Annotated in this window: 14 protein-coding genes and 3 rRNA genes; 8 read left to right on the top strand and 9 right to left on the bottom strand. The window is 63.0% G+C overall.

Annotated elements, in window-relative coordinates:
• Positions 1-42: 42 nt before the first annotated feature.
• Positions 43-3,963 carry an ATP-binding protein gene (locus AC5WJ1_RS08115; RefSeq protein WP_494476509.1) on the bottom strand — a complete coding sequence of 1,307 codons (3,921 nt, stop codon included), beginning with the start codon at positions 3,961-3,963 and terminating at the stop codon, positions 43-45.
• A gap of 269 nt (positions 3,964-4,232) precedes the next feature.
• Here AC5WJ1_RS08115 and AC5WJ1_RS08110 point away from each other — a divergent pair, with 269 nt between their 5' ends.
• Positions 4,233-5,606 carry a tetratricopeptide repeat protein gene (locus AC5WJ1_RS08110; RefSeq protein ID WP_133096143.1) on the top strand — a complete coding sequence of 458 codons (1,374 nt, stop codon included), beginning with the start codon at positions 4,233-4,235 and terminating at the stop codon, positions 5,604-5,606.
• A gap of 36 nt (positions 5,607-5,642) precedes the next feature.
• Here AC5WJ1_RS08110 and AC5WJ1_RS08105 read toward each other — a convergent pair whose 3' ends face one another.
• Positions 5,643-6,005: a hypothetical protein gene (locus AC5WJ1_RS08105; RefSeq protein ID WP_195432032.1), complete on the bottom strand. Its 363-nt coding sequence runs from the start codon at positions 6,003-6,005 to the stop codon at positions 5,643-5,645.
• A 918-nt stretch (positions 6,006-6,923) separates the two neighbouring features.
• On the opposite strand from AC5WJ1_RS08105, the gene AC5WJ1_RS08100 reads away from it, so the two are divergent.
• The 5 genes from AC5WJ1_RS08100 (at position 6,924) to AC5WJ1_RS08080 (ending at position 12,018) form a co-directional block, all read left to right on the top strand.
• Positions 6,924-7,715, top strand: a complete 792-nt coding sequence (locus AC5WJ1_RS08100) for an alpha/beta fold hydrolase (RefSeq protein WP_135705237.1) — start codon at positions 6,924-6,926, stop codon at positions 7,713-7,715.
• 63 nt (positions 7,716-7,778) lie between these two features.
• A complete protein-coding gene (cax, locus tag AC5WJ1_RS08095) occupies positions 7,779-8,849 on the top strand; it encodes a calcium/proton exchanger (RefSeq protein ID WP_135705236.1) in 1,071 nt (356 codons plus the stop codon).
• A 190-nt stretch (positions 8,850-9,039) separates the two neighbouring features.
• Positions 9,040-9,624: a hemerythrin domain-containing protein gene (locus AC5WJ1_RS08090; protein ID WP_135705235.1), complete on the top strand. Its 585-nt coding sequence runs from the start codon at positions 9,040-9,042 to the stop codon at positions 9,622-9,624.
• 285 nt (positions 9,625-9,909) lie between these two features.
• Positions 9,910-10,125 (top strand): hypothetical protein, encoded by a 216-nt coding sequence (locus AC5WJ1_RS08085; protein WP_195432033.1) that lies wholly within the window; start codon positions 9,910-9,912, stop codon positions 10,123-10,125.
• 627 nt (positions 10,126-10,752) lie between these two features.
• The gene (locus tag AC5WJ1_RS08080) at positions 10,753-12,018 is read left to right on the top strand and encodes an IS256 family transposase (RefSeq protein ID WP_022540107.1); all 1,266 of its coding nucleotides are present in this window, start codon (positions 10,753-10,755) and stop codon (positions 12,016-12,018) included.
• Positions 12,019-12,188: 170 nt separating this feature from the next.
• On the opposite strand, the gene rrf is transcribed toward AC5WJ1_RS08080, so the two are convergent.
• From rrf to AC5WJ1_RS08055, 5 genes are all read right to left on the bottom strand, one after another.
• A 5S ribosomal RNA gene (gene rrf / locus AC5WJ1_RS08075) occupies positions 12,189-12,302 on the bottom strand.
• A gap of 115 nt (positions 12,303-12,417) precedes the next feature.
• Positions 12,418-15,493: ribosomal RNA gene (locus tag AC5WJ1_RS08070) — 23S ribosomal RNA — on the bottom strand.
• Between the two features lie 337 nt (positions 15,494-15,830).
• A 16S ribosomal RNA gene (locus tag AC5WJ1_RS08065) occupies positions 15,831-17,362 on the bottom strand.
• Together the 16S, 23S and 5S rRNA genes form the textbook arrangement of a ribosomal RNA operon.
• A 492-nt stretch (positions 17,363-17,854) precedes the next feature.
• Complete coding sequence (locus tag AC5WJ1_RS08060) at positions 17,855-19,093, bottom strand: NAD(P)/FAD-dependent oxidoreductase (RefSeq protein WP_133097283.1); 1,239 nt, start codon at positions 19,091-19,093, stop codon at positions 17,855-17,857.
• 135 nt (positions 19,094-19,228) lie between these two features.
• Entirely contained in the window at positions 19,229-20,149 is a 921-nt protein-coding gene (locus AC5WJ1_RS08055) for a LysR family transcriptional regulator (RefSeq protein WP_135705232.1), read from the bottom strand.
• 184 nt (positions 20,150-20,333) lie between these two features.
• On the opposite strand from AC5WJ1_RS08055, the gene AC5WJ1_RS08050 reads away from it, so the two are divergent.
• Entirely contained in the window at positions 20,334-21,329 is a 996-nt protein-coding gene (locus tag AC5WJ1_RS08050; RefSeq protein ID WP_133097285.1) for a Bug family tripartite tricarboxylate transporter substrate binding protein, read from the top strand.
• A 61-nt stretch (positions 21,330-21,390) separates the two neighbouring features.
• Positions 21,391-22,908: an amidase gene (locus tag AC5WJ1_RS08045; RefSeq protein ID WP_195432314.1), complete on the top strand. Its 1,518-nt coding sequence runs from the start codon at positions 21,391-21,393 to the stop codon at positions 22,906-22,908.
• Between the two features lie 59 nt (positions 22,909-22,967).
• On the opposite strand, the gene AC5WJ1_RS08040 is transcribed toward AC5WJ1_RS08045, so the two are convergent.
• The gene (locus tag AC5WJ1_RS08040) at positions 22,968-23,888 is read right to left on the bottom strand and encodes a lysozyme inhibitor LprI family protein (RefSeq protein WP_240745970.1); all 921 of its coding nucleotides are present in this window, start codon (positions 23,886-23,888) and stop codon (positions 22,968-22,970) included.
• 161 nt (positions 23,889-24,049) lie between these two features.
• Positions 24,050-24,430: a hypothetical protein gene (locus tag AC5WJ1_RS08035; RefSeq protein ID WP_133097288.1), complete on the bottom strand. Its 381-nt coding sequence runs from the start codon at positions 24,428-24,430 to the stop codon at positions 24,050-24,052.
• Positions 24,431-24,528 lie beyond the last annotated feature (98 nt).

Here is a 24,528-nt window from a genome sequence, read left to right as displayed (position 1 = left end):
GGCAAACCGCCCTCACCATCACAATATAGCTGCCGGGGCGGCCTAACCGCGCCCTGCCGCCAGCCGTTTCAGCGCGGCATCGATGGCCTCCACGGACGCGTGCAGGCCGGCCGCATGTGCTTCATCCCTGAGCTGGCGCAGGTTTTCGCGAAGCGCCGGGGTGCCGCTACCTTCTTTTTCCTGTCCGGCGCTGACCAGCGCGCGGCCCCTGCGGATCAGGAAGTCGCCCCACGGAAACGGCTCGGGCCGCATGTAATCCTGTAGCGCCGCGAGGTAGCGATCCGCTTCCTGCCAGTGCTGCAACGACACGGAAACGTCGATCGCGGCTTCCAGCAGGTCGACGTGGCAATGGCTCACGCAGCCCTGCGCCAGGATCGCCTCGGCCTGCCGCAAGGCGTGGAGCTGCCGGCCGGGATCGCGCGTGGTGCGTGCCAGGAACCCCAGCACGGTAGGGCCGGAGTAGCGCAGCCCGCTGGCGTGGCTCAGTTGCAGCGCCTCGTCGAGCAGTGCCTCGGCTTCCTGCATCTGGCCAAGCGCGCCGAGCGCCAGGCCAAGCCGCGCCAACACCTCGGCCTCGAAGCGCCGCGCGCCCAGCCGGCGCGTCAGCGCCAGGGCCAGCCGCGCGTGCGCTTCGGCGTGCGGCCAGTCGCCGGCCAGCTGCGCGGTCGAGGTCATCACGTCGTAGGCCAGCATCTCGCTGCGCGCATCGCCGATGCGCTGCGCCAGGCGCAGCCCTTCCTCGCAATGGGCCCGCGCCGCATCGAGCTGGTTGAGGAACAGCTCCACCGCGCCCACCATCGGCAGGTTGGCACATTCGATGCGGACAAAGCCGTGCGTTCGCGCCAGCTCGACGCAACGGACAAAATGCGGATGGGCGGTAATCATGCGGCCTTGCTGGTAGTAGGCATCGCCGAGGCCGCCCAGCGCACGCGCTTCGCCCAGCACCGATCCGGCCGCGCGCGCATGGCCGAGGGCGCGCTGGTGGGCGGCCAGGCACCGGTCCATGTCTCCCATCGGGAAATACAGGTTGCCGCGCAGCGATTCGATCTCGGCCAGCCGCTCCGACTGGCCCAGCTTGGCGGCGGCCTGTTCGGCCTCGCGCAGCGCTGACAGGGCCTCTTCATGGCGGTCGAGCAGGCGCAAGGCAGCCGCCGTGCCCTGCCATGCCCGGGCCTGCTGCGCCGGCACGCTGGCAAGTGGCTGGGCCTGCCGGAACGCCTGCAGGGATTGCGCGGCCAGACCCAGGTCCAGCGCCAGCTCGCCGTGCAGGCAGGCAAGCGCCTGCCTGCAGTCATCGTCGCTGGGCAGCCGCTGCGCGCGCTCGACCAGGCGCAGCGCGCGCTCGCCGCGGAAGTGCGCCGCCTCATGCCGTGCCGCGGCGGCATAGGCCTCGGGCGCGCCGGGATCGCCCGCGGCATCCAGGTGCTCGGCCATCAGTGCGGGGTCCCTGCCCTCGTACCAGGCGGCCGCGCGCCGGTGCAGGTTCTGGCGGCGCGACTTGAGCAGCGATGCGTAGACCGCCTCATGGATCAGCGCGTGCATGAACAGGTAGTCCTCGCCTTCCGGCCGTGTCATGGCGGCCATGACCAGGCGCTCGCACGCATAGCCGGGATCCTGGAGCAGGTGCCGCAGCGCGGCGGGGCTGAAGCGCTGGCCCAGCACGGCAGCGGCCTGCAGCGCCTGCCGGTCGGCGCTGGAGAAGCGGTCCAGCCGCGCCAGCACGATGCTCTGCAGCGTCCCGGGCAGCTCTTCCGTGCCAGCTTCCGCGCCCGCCTCGACGCCGCGCAGCAGTTGGTCGAGGAACAGCGGATTCCCTTCGGCCCGGCGGATGCAGGAAGCGGCGACTGCCGGATCGACCTGCCGGTAGCAGGCGGCCAGTTCGTGCGCTTCGGCATCGTCGAGCGGGCCGAGGTCGATGGTGGTCAGCGGCGCGCCCTGGCTGGTCGCGCGCCAGGCCGCATCGATCGGGTCGTGCTCGGGGCGCACGGTCAGCACCAGGACCAGCGCATGGCCGCGCGTTGCGGCCGCCAGCTGCGCCAGGCAATCGAGCACCGTGCGCTCGGCCCAGTGCACGTCTTCGACCACGATCAGCAGCGCTCGCGCGGCGCTGCGGCGGGTGGCCAGCGTCACCATCAGCCGCTGCGCGCCGCGCTGCCTGCTGGCGGGATCCATCGCGGCCAGCGCGGCGGCGTGCTCGGGGGACTGCGGCAGCTCCAGCATGTCGCGCACGAACATCAGCTCTTGCTCGGCAAGTTGCCAGGCGGCGAGCGTGCCTTCGATGGCAGCCACGTTACTGCCTTTCACGTCGGGACCCGGCGCGGCGCCCGTCAGTCTGTGCGCGAGCATGCGCATGGGATCGCCGCCGCTGCCCGCGCCGAAGTCGAGCACCAGGATCCGGTGCGCCTCCAGGCCGCGTTCGCGCGCCAGCGCGACAAAGCGCCCGGCCAGCCGGCTCTTGCCGATGCCGGCCTCGCCGCGGATCAGTACGACGCGGCCATGGCCCGAGCGCAGGCAGCTGTCGGCCACCCCGGCCAGCTGCGCCAGTTCCGCGTGCCTGCCGACGAAGGCATGCTCGGCCGGCGCCTGCTCCACGCCAAGGAAACGCCGCACGCACCACAGCGGGATCGGCTCGGCTACGCCGGGCAGCACGGCGCGGGCCACGCAATCGGCTACCAGGCGCCCGGGCAGCGCCTGGTAGACCCGGTTGGACACCATCGTGCCGCCAGCCTCGGCAGCCTCCATTGCCTGCAGGGCCACGCCGACCGGGCCGCCGGTCAGCGTCATGTCGCTGTCGCCATAGGCCGCCAGCACCTGCCCGCTTGCCAGGCCGACGCGGGCCTGCAGCCGCGATTCGGCGGCCCCGGCCACCCCGGCAACTCGCGCCAACGCTGCATGCAGCGCCCCGGCGGTGTGCAGCGCGCGCTCGGCGTCGTTGCCGTGCGCCACCGGGACCCCGAACACGATGGTCAGCCGGGTGCCGATCTCATCGGTAATGTGTCCGCCACAGGCGCCCGCCAGGGCGCGGGCCTGCTGGCGCCAGCAGCTCAGCGCCTGGTGCAGTTGCTCGGGCTCCAGCGGGCCGCCGGCGCCCTCCTGCAGGCTTGCCACCAGTACCACCGCGTGGCGCAGTTGCGGCTCGGGTGTCAGCGTGGCCGCGGGTGAAATCGCATCCGGTCCCGCAATTTGCCCGCCGCCGTCGTCACCGCCCAGGCTGCCTGGCGCCGGCTCGCGCCGCGCGCGCAGGATGGCCTGGTACAGCGCATCGGTCTCGGGCTCCGGCGACACACCGAGCTCGCGTTGCAACGCTGCCCGGCACAGCCGGTATTGCTTGAGTGCCAGGGCCTGCCTGCCCTGCCGTTCATAGAGCCGGATCAGCGCCCGGTGCACGCCTTCCTGCAGCGGGTCGAGCGCGAGCAGGCGCGTGGCACTGGCAATCGCAAGGTCTGTCGCGCCGGCCTGTTCGTGGTGCCCAAGCAACTTCGCCAGGGCGCCCAGCGCCACGCCGCGCAGGCGCTCGCGCTCGATCGCCAGCCAGTGGTCGAAGGCCGGCGCCGCGGCATGAAAGCCTTCCAGCAAGTCGCCACGGTACAGGTCCGCCGCCCGTGCCAGAGAGGACGGCGTGGCTTCACGGGCACACTGCTCGAACTCGCACACGTCGACCGAAATCTCGCCCAGCATCACGCAGTCGCCTTCCGCCATGAGCACGTGCTGGCCCTGCGTGCCCGCCTCGTCGAGCGCGCGGCGTGCCGCGCTCAGCGCCTGTCGCAGGCTGCTGCGCGCCTGCTCTGCATTGCTTTCCGCCCAGCACAGCGCGGCAAGCTTGTCGCGCGGCTGGGCCCGGCCATGGGCCAGTGCGAGGTAGGCCAGCACGGCGCGCGCCTTGCGCGCCGTCAGCGGAATCGGCGTGCCGTCGGCGGAGCTGAGCTGGAAACCGCCGAACAGGTCTAGACGGGCGCGGGTCATGGGAAGGAACCTGGCAGGCCCATCCGTTATAGGCGACGGCAATGGACTACGCTGCGGCTCCACGCCGCAAAGACAGGTAGCCGTTACTTTTCGGCCCGCGGCAACTTTCACGCTTCTTTCACGCCGGACCGCCGGGCCCGTTCACGGCCCCTGCCTACTATCAGGACAACCCCCGGGGCCGCGCGGCACTACCGTAGCGCGCAATAGCGGCATCAGCGGGCTGATTATCGAGACAAGGGCTGTCTCCATCACACTGGAAGGATTGCGTCATGGCACATACGGATTCGCGGAGTGTTTCGGTTTCAAGCACCAACGCCAGCTCGATCGAGCGCTTCGAGGCAGCACTGGAACTGCTGCACGGTTACTACGGCGACCCGCTCACCGTGATCGATCACGCCCTGGCGGAGGACCCCGGCTTCGTGATGGGGCATGCGCTGCGGGCCGGGATGATGATCACCGCGGGCGACGGCACCGTAGCGCCGCTGCTGCGCGAAAGCGTGGAAGCAGGCGAAGCGCTGTCCGCCAGCGCGAACGAGCGCGAGCGCCGGCATATCGCCGCGGCGCGCGCCTGGCTGGATGGCCATTTCACACGCTCGATCCAGCTCTACGGCGACATCGTGATCGACTACCCGCGCGACAGCCTGGCGCTGCAGGTAGCCCATATCGGGGACTTCCTGCTCGGGCAGTCCACCCTGCTGCGCGACCGCATCGCCCAGGTGCTGCCCCACTGGAACACCCGTGTGCCGGGCTTCGGCTATGTGCTCGGCATGCATGCCTTCGGCCTCGAGGAAACGCACCGGTACGAGCAGGCCGAGGAACGCGGCCGCTTCGCGCTGGAACTGAACCCGCGCGATCCCTGGGCGATCCACGCCGTGGCCCACGTGATGGAAATGCAGGGCCGCCAGGACGAAGGCATCGACTGGCTGAGCGGGCGTGCCGGCGACTGGTCGCAGGACAACATGATGGCCGTGCACAACTGGTGGCACCTGGCGCTGTTCCATCTGGAGCTCGGCCACGCCAGGCAGGTACTGGACATCTACGACGCGCACATCCGCGAGAACCAGTCTTCGGTCGCGCTGGAACTGATCGATGGCTGCGCCATGCTGTGGCGCCTGCACCTGCGCGGCATCGACGTGGGCTCGCGCTGGGACGAGCTGGCCGATACCTGGCAGGCCCGCGGCGCGCAAGGGTACTACGCCTTCAACGACACCCATGCGGCGATGGCCTTCCTGTGCGCCGGGCGCGATGACGCGCTCGCCGCCCTGCTCGCCGGCATGCGCGCCGCGGCGGCCGGAAGCGGCTGCAACGCGATGATGACGCGCGATGTCGGCCTGCCGGTGACCGAGGCCCTGGTCGCCTTCTCGCGGCGCGACTACGATCGCAGCATCGAGCTGCTGATGCCGGTGCGCCAGATCGCGCACCGCTTCGGCGGCAGCCATGCCCAGCGCGACCTGATCAACCTGACCCTGATCGAGTCGGCGCTGCGCGGCGAACGCGCCAACCTGGCCTGCGCGCTGGCGGCCGAACGCATGGAGCTGAAGCCGATGAACCCCAGCCTCAGCAAGCTGGCGCAGCGCGCCTCCGCGCTGCAGCGCGAAGCGGCGGACGGCACGCGCGACGCGGCGGCCGTGAAGGCGGCATAAGGTTGGGACGACGGGTGCGTGGCTCGGTGACAACCGCTATGTTGCCTCGTAAGCCACCATGGCCAAGGCGCGTGCGCCCGCGGCCACCCCCACCGTCTGCGAGGGCGGCTGCGGCTTGAGCAGCGCGCTGCTGGTCAGCACATTGGCGGCACTGACGGTATAGCTGCCAGGAGCCAGGTTGGACAGCGTGGTCGGCTGGGTCACGGTCTGGCGGAACTCGCCGGGCCCCAGTACCGTGATGGCCGCCGACGTCCCGGACGGCAGGCCGGAGATGGAGATCATCAGCGTGCCGGTGCCGCCGTCATTGCCCTCTTCGTCGCCGCCCCCTCCGCAGGCTGCGATGCCAAGGCAGCAGGCGACGAAGAATTGGCAAAGCGAAGATCGAAGTGCTACGGACATGACACGCTCCCTTCCAGGCCCGGGCACAGGCGGTCATCCCATCGCGTTCTGGCGCGATGGGCGTGGAACCTTTTAATTACAGGGCGTGCCAGGTAGCGGCGTCCCGTAACTGGTGATCCCATGACAGGTATCGCCTTGCTTGAGGGGGCCGTCCGCGCTCGCTTCCGGGTCCATGGGAAATTTACCGACCTTGGTGCAGCAGAATCGGAATTCCGTCGCAGGCGCCGGAGAATTCACCACTGCGGGAGAAGCCATGGCGGATCGCTCAGCCGGCATGGCGTGCTCAGGGGCGGGAACGCTTTTCGTCACTTGCGCAGACTTGGGAGGTGGCGCAGGCGCCGGAACATTTTTCGTTGCCGGGAAAGCCCGGGTGGGTTGCTCAGCTTTGGGGATGCTTTTTGGAGCCGCAGGGACCTTGATGCCTGGATCGACGCTCCGCTCCTGTGCCCCGGGAGAGACGCACTGACTGTTCTCGCAGATTCGCTCCCCTTTGCACTGCATGTCGTATTGGCATCCAGCGGCTCCGGCGTAAGGCGCAACCCCAGCCGCCATGGATATGCCGAGAAGCACGCCTAGCGCTTTCATATCTAGCTCTTGCTCCTTAGCCGTTTGGGCGCCCTTCATGCTTGCTCGGAGCCGGCGCTCTTGCGCCAGCCTGAGCCCCCTGGTCCTCAGGGCACCGCTTCTAGTATGGGATGCGCGCGCGCTGAGCGCCACCCTGGCCGGCCGGTCTTGCTGCGCGCCCTTGTGCCAGGCAGGGCTTTGACGAAGAGGACGATCCGCCTATACCAGTATGTACGCTTTTCGCACAGTCCCCCTTGCATCCGGAGTCGGATACGGAAGCACGCCGGGCTGGCGTCAACGGCGCGATCTTCGACCCCTTCGACTTCTCACGCTGCCCTAAACCGGGGAAGCAACATGCCAGACGTAACCTCAGACGGTGTTCGTATCCACTACGAGATCAAGGGCCAGGGTTCAACCGTTCTCTTGTTGGCCGGGCTTGCGGGAGTGGGTGCATCCTGGGGACCGCAGATTGATCTGTTCGCCTCGCATCACCAGGTGATCATCCCGGACCACCGGGGAACCGGTGCATCTGAGCACACCGCCCGCGACATGACGATTCCTCAGCACGCGCGAGACATGGCGCGGATTGTCGAGGCCGTCGGATGCGGACCAGTCCATGTCGTCGGTTCTTCAACCGGCGGCGCCATCGCGCAGCTACTGGCGATCCGTCACCGCGAGTTATTGCGCAGCGCAACCATTGTCTCCTCGATTGCTCGCGCGGATGCGTTCTACCGTCGCCAGTTCGCCATGCGGCAACGCATGCTGAACGATTCCGGCCTGCGCGCCTCGACGGAGGCCAACGCGCTGTTCCTGTTCGATGCGCGATTCATGCGCGAGCACCCGCAGCAGGTGCAGGCATGGGTGGACGCGACAGCGGCCGGCACATTTGAACCAGAGATCGGCTTTGCCCGCATCGAGATGATCGTCGGTCATGACGCCTTCGAGGACCTTCCTTCTATCTCGACACCGACGCTGGTAGTGGTGGGTGAGCGCGACTTCTGCGCCCCGCCCTACTTCTCCGCGGAGATTGCCGCGCGAATCCCCGGCGCCGAGCTTGTCATGCTGGACGGCGGCCACTTCATCTTCCTGGAGCAGCCGCACCTGCTGTACGACACCGTTGCGGGCTTTATCGCCAGGCACGAATGATCGTCGTGCGCACAGGCCACACTGATCCGCTCGGCGCTGGCAGCCCTTGCAAAGGAACGCCCCATGTGGATGAACTGGCTTCTCGTATTCGTGCCGATCGCGATTGCCCTGGAATTCCTCGCGGCCGACCAGCATCTGCTCATTTTCCTGACTTCTGCCGTGGCCATCCTTCCCCTTGCGGGACGGATGGGCCATGCCACCGAGCAGTTGGCAGAGCGGCTGGGCGAGGCCATCGGTGGCTTGCTCAATGCGACATTCGGCAATGCGGCGGAGCTGATCATTGCACTGGTTGCCTTGCGTGCAGGCCTTCATCAGGTCGTGGAAGCCTCCATCGTCGGTTCCATTGTCGGCAACCTGCTGCTGGTGTTTGGCGCCGCGATGCTCGCGGGGGGCATTCGCTATCCCGAGCAACGGTTCAACCCGCGCGGTGCGCGTTCGCAGGCGACCATGCTCATACTGTCGGCGATCGCGCTGGTCCTCCCTGCCAGCTTCGAAGCCGTAGCGGACAGATCAGACGTGCTGTACCGGCTCAGCGTCTGTATTTCCATTGCGCTGCTTGTCATCTACGCGCTGTATCTGTTGTTTTCGTTGGTCACTCATCCTGCGCTGTTCCGCAGTGCACACGAAGCCGGGATGGCGGCGACAGAACGCGAGAAAGACAAGCCACCTGCCAACGCCCCCCGCGCGCTAGCGATACTGGCGGCAGCCACCGTCGGGACGGCGTGGATGAGCGAGATCATGGTGGGCGCTATTGGCCCCATGATGCACGCCTACGCCCTCAGCGAAATTTTTGTCGGCGCGTTCGTCGTGGCAATCCTGGGCAATGCAGCCGAACATGCATCGGCCATTACCGCAGCCATCAGAAATCGCATGGACCTTTCGTTTTCCATTGCGGTGGGATCCAGCGTCCAGGTGGCACTTTTCGTCGCGCCAGTCCTGGTGCTCGTCAGCCATTTTCTCGGTCCGGCTCCGATGGACCTGGCCTTTCGTCCAGCCCTGGTACTCATTGTGGTCCTGTCAGTGCTGGTCACGGCGCAAATGGCAAGCGACGGACGCGCCGACTGGTTCAAGGGCACGCAACTCCTGATGGTCTATTTCGCGCTTGCCCTCACCTTCTTCTTCCTGCCGCGCTAACTCATGGCCGGCCACGGCTGAAGCGCAAGTGACAAGCTCGACAGTTAGCTCGCGAGTCGTCAAGGCATCTGGAGTCTGATTGATCTGCATCAGATCCCCATGGTGACGGATGCCTATGGTGTCATCAGGATCTTGCAATTCCGATATGGATGCGGACTCAAGATCCACTCGACCTCCCGGGAGGGGCACCATGAATAACCAACTTGCCGCCTGGCATACCGACCATATCAACTTCGCCAGCCTGCTCGACCTGTTGGAGAGAGAGGTGAGCGCCTTTTACCAGGAGGAGCAGCCAAACTACGGTTTGATGGAGCTGATCATCGAGTACATGCGCAAGTATGGCGATTGCGTTCACCATCCTCGGGAGGATGTTGCATACGCGCTGCTCGTCGAGCGAGACCCAGGCATGCGCATTGTGATCAGCCGGCTTCTGCAAGAGCATCGTGTGATTGCAGCGGTAGGCGAGGATTTGCTCAACCGGCTTCATGAAGCGGAACGAGATGTCATAACGTCGCGAACGGCGCTGGAAGCCGCTGCCGCCATGTACCTTGCCTACTATCGCAATCATCTCTCCACCGAGGAGAAACAGGTCATGCCCCGTGCCGCACACTTGCTAACCGAAGAAGATTGGGCAGCGGTCGCGGCCATTGAGCCGGCCAGCGTCGATCCATTATTTGGAGAAGATGTACACCAGCGTTTCGCAGCCTTGCGGAGACTGATTGACGGCGAAGCAAGTGTGTATATCCCCTCCCCTGATCATCACGAGCTGGCTTGAAACCACGACCCCGATGCCGCATCCAAGGCCTCGCAAAGAAGGTTGTGCGGTATCCGTCCCTTCCCCCACCCAAGCGCACTGCACCGGCCCCCAACTAACCCTAACTGTCCCGAACAGCAAAATTTTTGTCCCGCCACGTCAAATGGAGGCGCGGCGATTTCACATACTGATAGCAGCGCTTCCCCTCCATCCACCGATTCGGCAAGACAGCACAAGCGAAAGGGAGTGAGAGCGACACGCCGTCCCGCGCGACGCCACTGTAGATCCCCCTTGCGAGTTTCCGTCATGTTCGCCATTGCCTGTTGGTTGATTTTCTCCGTTCTGGTCGGCTTCTTTGCCAACGGGCTGGGGCGCTCCGGCGCGGCCTGGACGACTTTCTCGATGATCTTCAGCCCGTCCCTTGGCTTGCTTCTTGTGGCCATCCTTGACGAGAAGCCGGTGCAGTCTCGCTTCGCAAGAGGCCTGGCTCTGATGCGGCTGCTGGCGGTCCGACCCCAATAGACTCCCTCCCTGCCCAGCATTGCCCGCACGCCCGAGCCATGGGTTATATGACATGGCTACCGGCGGAGGCTGCTGGAGTCCTGCGTGGAACGCACTCGCGAGTTCTACCGCCTGCTCGGCGTCAACGCTTGCCCGCGCTTCATTTCCGAAGAACTCCGTCTGGTCGAAGCGTAGCAGGCGTCCGCTCAGCTGACGTGAAGGGGCATGCAGATTGCCGTAGATATGCCGAAGGATATTGTGCGACTGGATAAAGCTGCCGTTATTGATATACGGCGGCTGGTTGGTGCCTAACGGCGAATCCTCGGCATTGTCGGTGATGATCGAATGGCCAGCCGGCACGCTGTCGTCAAAGAAGATGTTGTCAACGTGATATACCGGTTGCCGTAAGGCGGTGGCTGGCGAAGTCGGACTGGCCGAAAGTAAAGTCGATATAGTTGTATCCCTGATATCGAGGTCAATACCGGATACTGGGTGGCACAGACGCTTGCGGCACAGGCGGCGCCGGCGGGAGCTAAAGTCGAAACTGGTGTACGGGCGGGGAATTTGAGGCGCGGAGTAGAGGGCGGTGGAGCTTTCCGCTGAGAATCTGATTGTCGAGATCGGAAACCAGCACAAGAAAGGTCCACCATGAGCAAGGATAAAGGGAAAGAAGCAGTCGGTCTATCGGAAATCGGGCTTGGGCTCGAGGAGCTGATCAGGCGCGGGGCTCGGCGGGTCATCCAGGAGGCGATTGAAGTGGAGCTGGCAGAGCTGCTTGAGCAGTTCAGTAACGTCAAGACGTTGAGCGGGCAGCGCGCCGTGGTTCGCAATGGCTACCTCCCGGAGCGCGAGGTGCTGACGGGGGCCGGCCCGATTGCCGTGAAGGTGCCCAAGGTGCGCGATCGGTCCGGGTCTGGCGTGAAGTTCAACTCGGCGATCGTGCCGCCGTATGTGAGGAAGTCGCCGCGGGTGAGTGCAGCGCTGCCCTGGCTGTATCTGAAGGGAGTATCGACAGGCGACATGAGCGAGGCGTTGTCGGTGCTGCTTGGTGAGGATGCCAAAGGGCTATCGGCCAACGTGGTGAGCCGATTGAAGGCGCAGTGGGCAGACGAGCATGCGAGCTGGAATCAGCGTGATCTGTCGGCGGCGCGCCATGTGTATTGGTGGGTGGACGGCATCCACACGGGTCTGCGTAGCGAGGGATCGGACGGGCAATGCCTGCTGGTCATCATCGGCGTTACGCCAGACGGCAGGAAGGAGCGCGTGGCGATCGGTGACGGCTATCGGGAATCGAAGGCATCGTGGGTGGAAGTACTGTTGGACCTGAAATCCCGCGGCCTGCAGGCTGGCCCGCTGGCGGCGGTCGGCGATGGCGCCATGGGATTCTGGGCTGCCCTGGAGGAGGTGTTCCCGGCCACGCGCGCCCAGCGTTGCTGGTTCCACAAGATGGGCAATGTCCTGAACGCCTTGCCCAAGTCCCAGCACGGCCGCGCCAAGGCAGATCTGCAGGCGATTTGGATGGCGGCCACCAGGGCAGATGCCTATGCTGCCTTCGATCGCTTTGCGACGATCTACGGCGCCAAGTACCCCAAGGCCACCGGCGTGCTCACCAAGGACCGAGACAGCCTGCTGACCTTCTACGACTTCCCGGCCGAGCACTGGCAGCACATCCGCACGACCAACGCGATTGAGTCGACCTTCGCGACCGTGCGTCACCGCACGACGCGCACGCGCAATTGCGTGTCACGAGCGACTTTCCTTGGCCTGGCCTTCAAGCTGATCGAGGAAGCCGAGAAAACATGGCGCCGCATCAAAGGTGCCGAACACATCGAACTGCTCTTGAAGGGCGTCCCCTTCAAGGACGGTGCCCCGGCGCAAGACAATCCGCCGGTTCAGCAGAAACTCGCCGCCTGACGACCGGCCACGATCAACCTTCATACACCAGATTTGACTTTATCTCCGCCGGCGGATCAGGTGGCAGAAGCATAGTCGCTGGCCTGGCGGCCGCTGCACCATTCTAGGCGTGACCGCCAAAGCAAAAACCCCTCGCAGCACACGCTGTCGAGGGGTTTTGCACAATAAGAGCCTGGCGATGACCTACTTTCACACGGGTAATCCGCACTATCATCGGCGCGGAGCTGTTTCACGGTCCTGTTCGGGATGGGAAGGGGTGGTTCCAGCTCGCTATGGTCACCAGGCATGAGGGGTTGTGGCGCTGGGGTTCAAGCCAGCGTCACGAATCGGGATGTAGTTGGGGTTGTGCGTATCTGGCACAGACACGATCACACACACCAGGTGAAACACACTGGTTATAGGATCAAGCCTTACGGGCAATTAGTACTGGTTAGCTTAACGCATTACTGCGCTTCCACACCCAGCCTATCAACGTCCTGGTCTCGAACGACCCTTCAAGGAGGTCAAGCCTCCAGGGAATCCTCATCTTCAGGCGAGTTTCCCGCTTAGATGCTTTCAGCGGTTATCTCTTCCGTACATAGCTACCCTGCGATGCCTCTGGCGAGACAACAGGTACACCAGCGGTACGTCCACTCCGGTCCTCTCGTACTAGGAGCAGCCCCCGTCAAGATTCCAACGCCCACGGCAGATAGGGACCAAACTGTCTCACGACGTTTTAAACCCAGCTCACGTACCTCTTTAAATGGCGAACAGCCATACCCTTGGGACCGGCTACAGCCCCAGGATGAGATGAGCCGACATCGAGGTGCCAAACACCGCCGTCGATATGAACTCTTGGGCGGTATCAGCCTGTTATCCCCAGAGTACCTTTTATCCGTTGAGCGATGGCCCTTCCATTCAGAACCACCGGATCACTATGTCCTGCTTTCGCACCTGCTCGACTTGTCGGTCTCGCAGTTAAGCACGCTTTTGCCATTGCACTTTAGGTACGATGTCCGACCGTACCAAGCGTACCTTCGAACTCCTCCGTTACACTTTGGGAGGAGACCGCCCCAGTCAAACTGCCTACCATGCACTGTCCCGACCCGGATTCACGGGCCAAGGTTAGAACCTCAAACAAACCAGGGTGGTATTTCAAGGACGGCTCCACGTGAACTGGCGTCCACGCTTCAAAGCCTCCCACCTATCCTACACAGATCGGTTCAAAGTCCAATGCAAAGCTACAGTAAAGGTTCATGGGGTCTTTCCGTCTAGCCGCGGGGAGATTGCATCATCACAAACACTTCAACTTCGCTGAGTCTCGGGAGGAGACAGTGTGGCCATCGTTACGCCATTCGTGCAGGTCGGAACTTACCCGACAAGGAATTTCGCTACCTTAGGACCGTTATAGTTACGGCCGCCGTTTACCGGGACTTCAATCAAGAGCTTGCACCCCATCATTTAATCTTCCGGCACCGGGCAGGCGTCACACCCTATACGTCCACTTTCGTGTTTGCAGAGTGCTGTGTTTTTATTAAACAGTCGCAGCCACCATTTTATTGCAACCCCTTCACCCTTCTGGCGCAGGCCAGTCAAGCTACCAGGGCGTACCTTATCCCGAAGTTACGGTACCAATTTGCCGAGTTCCTTCTCCCGAGTTCTCTCAAGCGCCTTAGAATACTCATCTCGCCCACCTGTGTCGGTTTGCGGTACGGTCTCGTATGACTGAAGCTTAGAGGCTTTTCTTGGAACCACTTCCAATTGCTTCGCAGCACTAGGCCGCTCGCCCCGCATCCTTGAATCCCGCGCCCGGATTTGCCTGAGCGCCTTCTCCAATGCAGGGACCGGGACTTCCAACACCCGGACAACCTTCCGCGATCCGTCCCCCCATCGCATCATACGACGGTGCAGGAATATTAACCTGCTTCCCATCAGCTACGCATCTCTGCCTCGCCTTAGGGGCCGACTCACCCTACGCCGATGAACGTTGCGTAGGAAACCTTGGGCTTACGGCGAGGGGGCCTTTCACCCCCTTTATCGCTACTCATGTCAGCATTCGCACTTCTGATACCTCCAGCATCCTTTACAAGACACCTTCACAGGCTTACAGAACGCTCTCCTACCACGCGTGCGCTCCTTTAAATCCACTAGCATTGGCCACCACGATCATTGTGGGTGGCTTTGTCAATGCTGCGCATCGACAAGCTTGGTGCACTTAAAGGAACGCACGCGTCCGCAGCTTCGGTATATAGCTTAGCCCCGTTACATCTTCCGCGCAGGACGACTCGATCAGTGAGCTATTACGCTTTCTTTAAAGGGTGGCTGCTTCTAAGCCAACCTCCTGACTGTTTTAGCCTTCCCACTTCGTTTCCCACTTAGCTATATTTGGGGACCTTAGCTGGCGGTCTGGGTTGTTTCCCTCTTGACACCGGACGTTAGCACCCGATGTCTGTCTCCCGTGATTGCACTCTTCGGTATTCGGAGTTTGCTATGGCGGGGTAATCAGCAATAGACCCCCCAACCATGACAGTGCTCTACCCCCGAAGGTGAGACACGAGGCACTACCTAAATAGTTTTCGGAGAGAACCAGCTATTTCCAGATTTGTTTAGCCTTTCACCCCTATCCACAGCTCATCCCCTAACTTTTCAACGTTAGTGGGTTCGGTCCTCCAGTACGTGTTACCGCACCTTCAACCTGGCCATGGATAGATCATCTGGTTTCGGGTCTACACCCAGCGACTCAACGCCCTGTTCGGACTCGCTTTCGCTACGCCTGCCCTAATCGGTTAAGCTTGCCACTGAATGTAAGTCGCTGACCCATTATACAAAAGGTACGCCGTCACCCCGCTTTAAGCGCTCTCGCGCTTAAACCGCTTTGCGCGCCAGTGCTGCTATTTCACACTGAGGTCTTTTGGCGATCCTCACTGCGTGAGGTTCGCCGAAAGCGCTTAAAGCGGGGCTCCGACTGTTTGTATGCATGCGGTTTCAGGATCTATTTCACTCCCCTCCCGGGGTTCTTTTCGCCTTTCCCTCACGGTACTGGTTCACTATCGGTCGATCACGAGTATTTAGCCTTGGAGGATGGTCCCCCCATCTTCAGACAGGATTTCACGTGTCCCGCCCTACTTGTCGTACACCTAGTTCCACAACGCTGTTTTCGCATACAGGGCTATCACCTGCTAGGGCCGGGCTTTCCATCCCGTTCTGCTAACAACACTGCTAAAGAGTACAAGGCTGTTCCCATTTCGTTCGCCACTACTTTGGGAATCTCGGTTGATTTCTGTTCCTGCAGCTACTTAGATGTTTCAGTTCGCCGCGTTCGCTTCCCACACCTATGGATTCAGTGTGGGATGACCCATACGGGCCGGGTTTCCCCATTCGGACATCTCCGGATCAAAGCTCGTTTGCCAGCTCCCCGAAGCTTTTCGCAGGCTACCGCGTCCTTCATCGCCTGTGATCGCCAAGGCATCCACCACATGCACTTGTTCGCTTGACCCTATAACAAGTGTGTCTCGAGGACACGACTCACTACAGGTTGAGTTCTCGCATTTGTGCCGTATTCCAAGTCATCTTTCGATCACTTTAAATACATTTTGGTTGATACAATCACAACCCGGTATCGCGTTTGCTACTGCAGCGTCTCATCAACGCTCGCGCGACACCTTTACTACATCCCATATTGTTAAAGAACAGCCGATCCGCAGGTCAGACCCGCGATCGCTTGGCAATGCCAAATGCAAGCGCTCAAGCCTTAAGCGCTTGCATTTGGCCACCTGGCCTTCACCAACAAACTACCGATAAGTGTGGACGCTCAACGTAGGATGCACGCTCTGAAAGGAGGTGATCCAGCCGCACCTTCCGATACGGCTACCTTGTTACGACTTCACCCCAGTCATGAACCCTGCCGTGGTAATCGCCCTCCTTGCGGTTAGGCTAACTACTTCTGGCAAAACCCACTCCCATGGTGTGACGGGCGGTGTGTACAAGACCCGGGAACGTATTCACCGCGGCATGCTGATCCGCGATTACTAGCGATTCCAGCTTCACGTAGTCGAGTTGCAGACTACGATCCGGACTACGATGCGTTTTCTGGGATTAGCTCCCCCTCGCGGGTTGGCAACCCTCTGTACGCACCATTGTATGACGTGTGAAGCCCTACCCATAAGGGCCATGAGGACTTGACGTCATCCCCACCTTCCTCCGGTTTGTCACCGGCAGTCTCTCTAGAGTGCTCTTGCGTAGCAACTAGAGACAAGGGTTGCGCTCGTTGCGGGACTTAACCCAACATCTCACGACACGAGCTGACGACAGCCATGCAGCACCTGTGTCCACTTTCCCTTTCGGGCACCTAAGGCATCTCTGCTTCGTTAGTGGCATGTCAAGGGTAGGTAAGGTTTTTCGCGTTGCATCGAATTAATCCACATCATCCACCGCTTGTGCGGGTCCCCGTCAATTCCTTTGAGTTTTAATCTTGCGACCGTACTCCCCAGGCGGTCAACTTCACGCGTTAGCTACGTTACTGAAGAAATGAATCCCCAACAACTAGTTGACATCGTTTAGGGCGTGGACTACCAGGGTATCTAATCCTGTTTGCTCCCCACGCTTTCGTGCATGAGCGTCAGTGACGTCCCAGGGGGCTGCCTTCGCCATCGGTATTCCTCCACATCTCTACGCATTTCACTGCTACACGTGGAATTCTACCCCCCTCTGACATACTCTAGCCTGACAGTCACAAGCGCCATTCCCAAGTTAAGCTCGGGGATTTCACGCCTGTCTTATCAAACCGCCTGCGCACGCTTTACGCCCAGTAATTCCGATTAACGCTCGCACCCTACGTATTACCGCGGCTGCTGGCACGTAGTTAGCCGGTGCTTATTCTTCCGGTACCGTCATCCACGCCAGGTATTAACCAGCGCGATTTCTTTCCGGACAAAAGTGCTTTACAACCCGAAGGCCTTCTTCACACACGCGGCATTGCTGGATCAGGGTTGCCCCCATTGTCCAAAATTCCCCACTGCTGCCTCCCGTAGGAGTCTGGGCCGTGTCTCAGTCCCAGTGTGGCTGATCGTCCTCTCAGACCAGCTACTGATCGTCGCCTTGGTAGGCTCTTACCCCACCAACTAGCTAATCAGACATCGGCCGCTCCTGTAGCGCGAGGCCTTACGGTCCCCCGCTTTCACCCTCAGGTCGTATGCGGTATTAGCTAATCTTTCGACTAGTTATCCCCCACTACAGGGCACGTTCCGATGTATTACTCACCCGTTCGCCACTCGCCACCAGGCCGAAGCCCGTGCTGCCGTTCGACTTGCATGTGTAAGGCATGCCGCCAGCGTTCAATCTGAGCCAGGATCAAACTCTTCAGTTCAATCTCTGTGTGGGTCCGAAGACCCTCGCTCTTTCGAGCGGTCGCTCACTCTCAGAAAACTGACTGACCAGATCCGAAGACCCGGTCACGTTTTGCTGTGCGAGCACTGTATAACTTGTAAGCTAAAAGACCGAAGTCTTTCGCATCCGTTATCAAGCGCCCACACTTATCGGTGTTTGTTTGTTAAAGAACTTGCGCGATTCGCTTTGCTTGTCGCGTCGCTGCTTTGTCAGCAGCGAAGGAGCGAGACTATAAAGAAATTTCGTCGATCAATCAATCATTTTCGAGAAATTTTTTAATTCTGCAAGGCGTGCTCTTTTGAGCGAAGCCTCGCAGGTCTTTTTCCTCCCCCGTTGCGCGGTGCCTTGCGAACGGGGGGCGAATATTAATGGCCCCGTACCCTGGCTGGCAAGCTTTTTCGAAAATAATCTGAGAGAGCATTACTCGGCACTTGCAAGTTGCCGGTCCATACGACTGGCTAACTTCGGGAGGTCAGCCAAAGCGCACGGGGTCGTAAGGCGAGGCGTCGACCCACGGCTGCTCGCCGTCCATCAACTCGGCCAGCAGCCGGGCCGTGACGGGGCCCAGCGTAAAACCCTGATGCCCATGCCCGAAGTTGAACCACAGGCCGGGATGGCGCGGCGCCTGCCCGACGATCGGCCGCATGTCGGCGACGCAAGGCCGGGCGCCCAGCCAGGGCGTGTCCTCGACCGGCGCGCCCATCCGTACGAGTTCACGCGCGTGGCGCTCGGCATTGCGCAGCTGCACCGGCGTCGGCGCCGCATCGTGATGGGCAAACTCGGCGCCGGTGGTCAGGCGCAGCCCACGCTTCATCGGCGCCAGGAGGAACCCGTTCTCGACATCCAGCAGCGGCAGGCTCGGCATGGATTCGACCGCATAGTGGCGGTGGTAGCCACGCTTGACGAACAGCGGGAAGCGGTAGCCGAGCGGCCGGATCAGCGCCGAGGCCCACGGCCCCAGGGTAACGACAGCGTGGGCGGCGTTGACCGGGCCCTCGTCCGTCGTCACGGTCCAGCCGCTTCCCGCCTGCCTTAGCGTCATCGCGTCGCCGCGGCGCACGATGCCACCGGCCTGCGAGTACAGCGTGGCATAGCGGCTGACCAGCTCGCCGGGATCCGCAATGGTCCAGGGATCGCGCCAGTGGATCGCGCCGGCCAACGGCCCGCACCACGCCGGGTCGGTTGCGGTAATGCCGGCCCGGTCCAGGATCCGGTAGTCAAGCCCGTGCTGCTGCCCGACTTCCGTCGCGGCACGCGCGGCGTCGTCGAAGGCTGCGGCGCTGCGATAGCCCTGCAGCCATCCTGACTTGCGCACGAGGTCCTCGGCGCCGGCCAGCGCAATGAGGCGTTCGTGCTCGGTCAGGCAATGGCGGATCAGCGCGCTGTAGGCCGCGATGGTGCCGGCATAGCGGTCGGGTGCCGATTCGCGCCAGTAGCGCGCCAGCGGGGGCAGCAGGCTGGCGAGCGCGCCTGGGTGGTAGTGGACATCGTTACCCTGCCGGGCCACCACGCGCAGCACGGCCGCCCACTCGCGCGGAAAGGCGTAGGGCTGCACTGCTTCACGCTGGATGATGCCGGCGTTGCCATAAGACGTTTCCCTGCCCGGCTCGCGCCGATCGACCAGCACGACTGCATGGCCGCGCTGGCGCAGCGCCAGTGCCGTGCAGACGCCGACCATGCCGGCGCCGAGTACTACGATGTCCTTTGTCATGATGTCCGATGCGGTGCCTGGGGCACGGCAGGTTTTGTGATACGGGTGTCCAAAGCCCGATTCTGCATTGGGCGCGGACGCTGCGGAATATCGGCCGCAGGCAATTATTGGAATCCTTGGTTGCCGATCCGGCAATCAAGCGCTGGACATGCGCGCGATCGCCTCGGCCAGGTGCTGCACGAAGGCGCGCCCCGCCGGCGGCAGGTTGCGGCGGGCTAGCGTCTGGATCTCGATATAGCGCTCGTTCATTTCGCGGTCGCGCAACGGTACCGCGGCAATGCTGCCTTGCGCCAGCCGTTGCCGGACCGATAGCTCGCCATAGAAAGCAACGACGCCACCACCCGCCGTCGTAAAGCCGACCAGCGAATCCAGGTTGTTGCTGGAAAAGACGGTCTGGTAGCTCAACCCCTGCCGGCTGCAACTGGTGTCGAGCAGCTGCCGCAGCGAGCTTTCCTTCGGCGGCAGCGCCAGCGGATAGCCGATGACCTGGGACAGCGATACCTGGCGCTGGCCGGCAAGCGGATGGTCCGGCGCCATGATGGCGAGCACCGGCGCCGGATGGCGCAGCTCCACTTCGATATCGAGCTCGGGCAACCCGCTCAGCGTGATGCCGATGTCCGCCTCGCCGTCCCGGATGCGGCGGGCGATGTCGCCCTGAGGGCAGACGTGGAGGTCGAAGCGGATCCCACCATACTTTTCGCGGAAGCTGGCGGCCAGTTCCGGGATGAAGTCGTGCGCAATACCCTCCACACTTGCCAGGCGCACCTGGCCGACGCGCAGGCCGCGCAGCGCCTGGATATCGGCGGTGACGCGATCGATCTCCTGCTGGGCGCGCTTGGCGTGTGCGGCGAGCAGCTCTCCCGCAGCGTTGGGGACGAGGCCGCGGGCGCGCCGGTCGAACAGCAGCGTATCCATTTCGCTTTCCAGCTTGGCGATCTGCCGGCTCACCGCCGACGGCGCCACGTTGAGCTTGAGCGCGGCGTCCTTGACCGAGCCGGTGCGCACGACTTCAAGGAAATAGCGGACAGCTGTTTCTTGCAGGATGCGGTAGGACATGAGCGGATATTGCGGGGGGCGATCGGCATCCGCCGACCAGGGTCCATTCTACGGATTGCTGTTTTGGCAATCAAGCTTTCGAAACATTGCCACGATTCCGAGTCGGATCGGTCGTACGATGGGTTCAACGCGGTCACAGCCCTTCCACCGCACTGCATCGAGTCCTACCTGCCGGAGCCTCTTCATGCGATCCACCGCTCACCGCCCGCACTTGTTCCTGTCCGCCTGCAGCCTGGCTGCCGCCGCCGTGCTGGCGCCCGCTCCGGCTGGGGCCCAGGGCGGGTATCCGTCGAAGCCGATCCAGCTTGTCCTGCCCTTCCCGCCCGGTGGTGCCACCGACCTCGTCGGGCGCACGATCGCGCGCAAGCTTGGCGAACGGCTGGGCCAGACCGTGGTGGTCGAGAACCGGCCTGGCGCCGGCACCGTGGTCGCGGCGAGCTATGTGGCCAAGTCGGCACCGGACGGCTACACGCTGATGGCCACCTCGGGTACCACATTCACCGTCAACCCCTCGGTCTACGCCAGGCTGCCGTATGACCCGCAAAAGAACTTCGAGCCGATCGGCCTGATCGGCTCGACTGGCCTGGTGCTGCTGGCCAACCGCGACGTGCCGGTCAACAACCTCAAGGAGTTCGTCAGCGCAGTCAAGGCGCAGCCCGGCAAGTACTCGTACGGCTCGTTCGGCGCCGGCACCACCGCGCACTTCGCCGGCGAGGAACTGCTGAACCTCATCGGCACGAAGCTGCTGCATGTCCCGTACAAGGGCAGCGCGCCGGCGATGACCGACCTGATCGGGGGCCAGATCCCATTCAGCGTCGATACCGTCGCGGCGGCGATCCCGCAACTGAAGTCCGGCAAGATCAAGGCCATCGCGGTCACGACGGCGAAGCGCTCGACGCTGCTGCCCAATGTGCCGACCGTGGCGGAAAGCGGCTACCCCGGCATGGATACCAGTACCTGGATCGCGTTGGTCGGGCCGCGCGGCCTGCCGGAAGACGTCCGGGCGAAGCTGGAGAAGGCGCTGGCCGACACCATCGCCGATCCGGCCACACGCAGCCAACTGGCGGACAGCGGCATCGAGCCGTCGTTCGCACCCGGCAAGCAGGTCGCCGCCATGATCGACAAGGAGATCCCGCAGATGCGCGCGATCGCGCAGCGGGCCAACATCAGGCTCGACTGACCTTTCCTGGCACCGCGCCACAGTAGCCACATTCCACCGTCAAGCCACCGTCAAGCAACCGATGCAAACATCGCTGACCTCACTGACCGCGGTCGAACTGCGCCGCCTGATCGGTACCAGGGAAATCTCGCCGGTCGAACTGCTCGAAGCGTGCATCGCGCGCATCGAGGCCTACAACCCTCTGATCAACGCCATCACCGCCACCTGCTTCGAGCGCGCCCGCCAGGAAGCGCGCAACGCCGAACAGGCGGTGCTGCGCAAAGAACCGCTCGGCCTGCTGCATGGGCTGCCGCTCGGGGTCAAGGACCTGGAGGCGACGCAGGGGCTGCTGACCACCTATGGCTCGCCGCTGTTCCGCAACCATGTCCCGGCCGAGGACAACGTGCTGGTGGCGCGCCTGCGTGCGGCCGGCGCCATCGTGGTGGGCAAGACCAACATCCCGGAGATGGGCGCCGGCGCGAATTCGCGCAACGCGGTCTGGGGCGCGACCGGCAATCCGTTCAACCCGAACCTCAATGCCGGCGGATCGTCGGGCGGCTCAGCGGCGGCGCTGGCTGCGGACCTGCTGCCGGTCTGCACCGGCTCCGACACCGGCGGCTCGCTGCGCATTCCCGCGGCCAAGTGCGGCGTGGTCGGATTCCGCCCTTCGCCCGGCATCGTACCCAACTCACGCAAGCTGCTGGGCTGGACGCCGATCTCGGTGGTAGGACCGATGGGACGCACCGTCGCCGACACCTGCCTGCAGCTGGCGGCCTCCGCCGGGGTGTCGGTGACCGATCCGCTGAGCTACACGGTGGATGCCGATGCATACCTGTCGCCGCCACCGGGCGACCTGTCGACGTTGCGTGTGGGCTGGACTGAAGACTTCGGCAGCTGCGCGGTCGATGACGGCATCCGTCGCGTGTTCCGCACGAAGATCGCGGCGATGCGCCACCTGTTCGCGCGCTGCGATGAAGTCAGTTTCGACCTTGGCGATGTGCACCGCTGCTTCGACGTGCTGCGTGCCGAGAGCTTCGTCGCCGGCCTGCACGACGCTTACCAGCGCGACCCCGCGGCGCTCGGGCCTAACACCCGCGCCAACTATGAAATGGGCGCAAAGATGTCGCTGGCCGACAGTGCGTGGGCGCAGGCCGAGCAGAACCGCATCCTGCAGCGCTTCCAGCGGGCCTACCAGGAATACGACCTGATCCTGTCGCCGACCACACCCGTGTCGCCGTTCGCCTGGACTAACCTGTATGCCGACACCATCAACGGCGAGAAGCAGGTGAACTATTACCGTTGGCTGGCGCTGACCTATGTCGTGACCCTGACCACGCACCCGGCAATCGCGCTGCCCTGCGGCACCGACGACGCCGGCATGCCGTTCGGCCTGCAGGTCACCGGCCGCTTCCACGGCGACCTGCAAACGTTGTCGGCAGCGCGGGCCATGGAAGCGGCGTTCGCGACGTCGCCCGCGTTGCGCCGTCCGGTGCCGGATCTGGCATCGCTGAAACCCGCCCAGCCGGCGCTGCGCTCGATTGTCACGGCGCCGCCGTCGGCTGGAGCCGCGCAGCAAGGCGGCGGCGTCTCTGCGGTTTGAGCCAGGCGAATGATATGGAGCAAAGCCCGCCTGTCTTATTGGCAGGCCCGGGGCGCCACCTATCGAATCCGCTTCAGTTCATCGATGCGCAGGTGATAGCTGCGTAGCAGGCAAGCCTTATCGCTACACTTGTTGCGAGAATTACGCAGCCATGCGCGTTGATCCTCCCGTAAGCGCCTCTTGTCAGCCGATGCTTTCAGCTTCCGGTCATAGATTCCTGCCAAGGTCTTATCGACCCGGGTAAGTTCTGTATCCCCGCAAATAAGTTGCGCTTGAACGGATATGAGCTTGCTGCAATCAAGGCTGTGCATCAGCGCAGCCTTCGTATCGTATCGAGCTTCGAGCAGGCCAGGCCTGCACAGACCTTCCAATGACTTGCAAGCGACGTCGCGCCCGACCCATGCCATGTCTCTCGCACCATAATGCCTGACGAAGCGATTGATGGCTGCGTGGCTGACTCCCCTTTGCATTGCGTTTGCCGCGATGATTTCGTTGCAAAGTGAGTCCGCGGCGTAGCTGTGGCCACCGCCGCGCCGGTAGCAACTGTGAAAGCCGAGCAGCCCGGTGCCAACGACACTTCGGCGCTCGCCTGAAGCGAACAGGATCGAGGCACATGCGGACGCGCACCTGGCGTTGTCTGGAACTGTTGTATAGACGCCAACCTTATCCATTGCGTCGACAACCCGGAAAGCGGCCTCGACATTTCCGCCCGGACTATTCAGAACAAGGATGACAAGTCCCTCCTTATCGCGGTCGGCCATACGGGCGACCGCCTGGAACTTCCTTGCATCACCGTCCTGAATGGTTCCCTCCCCGATCACCATTCTCAGATTGATTTGCGGCTGGTGGTAGATCTTGAAGTCCATGCCCAGCACCACGCCGGGAAACATGAGCACAGTGAAACCAAACCATAACAGCGCCTGTTGTCTCAGGCTTCGCGGCGCCGCGCATCTGGCTGCGGGGTGCTCAGTGCTGCGCATGCATGTCTCCTCAGGATGTAAGGAGCATAGCTTCGAACCTGCGCATGGAGGATACGGCGTCTGCGGGGATCACCATTGGCCGGACAGGCGCCGTCGAGGCAGTGAAGCTCGAACGGCGCCAACGGGTCGATAGTCCGCCCGGCGTGGCGAAGACCTTGCAATCAGAATGCGGTTGGGGACAGATCCAGGCCGCCACTCGAATCGATGGAAATGCGATAGCGGACCGTCGAAGCCGGAGTGAGCCTTACCTCCCTCTCCTTCAAGCCACCGAGACACATTGCCGAAGTCTGGGCGCCAAGAATGATCGGCCCCGGTTTGGCGTAGAACCGGGCGACCTCACCGGATTTGAGTCGGCCCACTTCCTTCCCGTCAACCGAGAGGACGGCATCGCACGCGCTGCCGTAGAACCCCTCATCGCGGGTCACGACCAGCGTGGCAAACTCGCCGGGTGGCGGCGTTTGCAATCCGCTAAGTCTTTCTGAAGGTGCTGGCGCTGCCTTACTCGCCGGTATGGGCGTGGTCGAGCATGCGGAAACCAGCATGGTCACCACGCAGGCAGAAAGGATGGTTCTTTGGATTAACACGTGGCCCTCCGGAATGTTTCAGCGCGAGTGCAGGAACAAGGCGATGATTGCGAGGC

Source organism: Cupriavidus sp. MEYA8, from assembly GCF_059278825.1.
Note: the sequence above shows the minus strand (reverse complement) of the source record. Positions and strands in the feature narration are given on the sequence as shown.

Excerpts from the sequence above, each read along its gene's own strand:
- AC5WJ1_RS08115 (WP_494476509.1), bottom strand. The coding sequence starts at position 3,963 with ATGACCCGCGCCCGTCTAGACCTGTTCGGCGGTTTCCAGCTCAGCTCC.
- AC5WJ1_RS08110 (WP_133096143.1), top strand. The coding sequence starts at position 4,233 with ATGGCACATACGGATTCGCGGAGTGTTTCGGTTTCAAGCACCAACGCC.
- AC5WJ1_RS08105 (WP_195432032.1), bottom strand. The coding sequence starts at position 6,005 with ATGTCCGTAGCACTTCGATCTTCGCTTTGCCAATTCTTCGTCGCCTGC.
- AC5WJ1_RS08100 (WP_135705237.1), top strand. The coding sequence starts at position 6,924 with ATGCCAGACGTAACCTCAGACGGTGTTCGTATCCACTACGAGATCAAG.
- cax (WP_135705236.1), top strand. The coding sequence starts at position 7,779 with ATGTGGATGAACTGGCTTCTCGTATTCGTGCCGATCGCGATTGCCCTG.
- AC5WJ1_RS08090 (WP_135705235.1), top strand. The coding sequence starts at position 9,040 with ATGAATAACCAACTTGCCGCCTGGCATACCGACCATATCAACTTCGCC.
- AC5WJ1_RS08085 (WP_195432033.1), top strand. The coding sequence starts at position 9,910 with ATGTTCGCCATTGCCTGTTGGTTGATTTTCTCCGTTCTGGTCGGCTTC.
- AC5WJ1_RS08080 (WP_022540107.1), top strand. The coding sequence starts at position 10,753 with ATGAGCAAGGATAAAGGGAAAGAAGCAGTCGGTCTATCGGAAATCGGG.
- AC5WJ1_RS08060 (WP_133097283.1), bottom strand. The coding sequence starts at position 19,093 with ATGACAAAGGACATCGTAGTACTCGGCGCCGGCATGGTCGGCGTCTGC.
- AC5WJ1_RS08055 (WP_135705232.1), bottom strand. The coding sequence starts at position 20,149 with ATGTCCTACCGCATCCTGCAAGAAACAGCTGTCCGCTATTTCCTTGAA.
- AC5WJ1_RS08050 (WP_133097285.1), top strand. The coding sequence starts at position 20,334 with ATGCGATCCACCGCTCACCGCCCGCACTTGTTCCTGTCCGCCTGCAGC.
- AC5WJ1_RS08045 (WP_195432314.1), top strand. The coding sequence starts at position 21,391 with ATGCAAACATCGCTGACCTCACTGACCGCGGTCGAACTGCGCCGCCTG.
- AC5WJ1_RS08040 (WP_240745970.1), bottom strand. The coding sequence starts at position 23,888 with ATGCGCAGCACTGAGCACCCCGCAGCCAGATGCGCGGCGCCGCGAAGC.
- AC5WJ1_RS08035 (WP_133097288.1), bottom strand. The coding sequence starts at position 24,430 with ATGCTGGTTTCCGCATGCTCGACCACGCCCATACCGGCGAGTAAGGCA.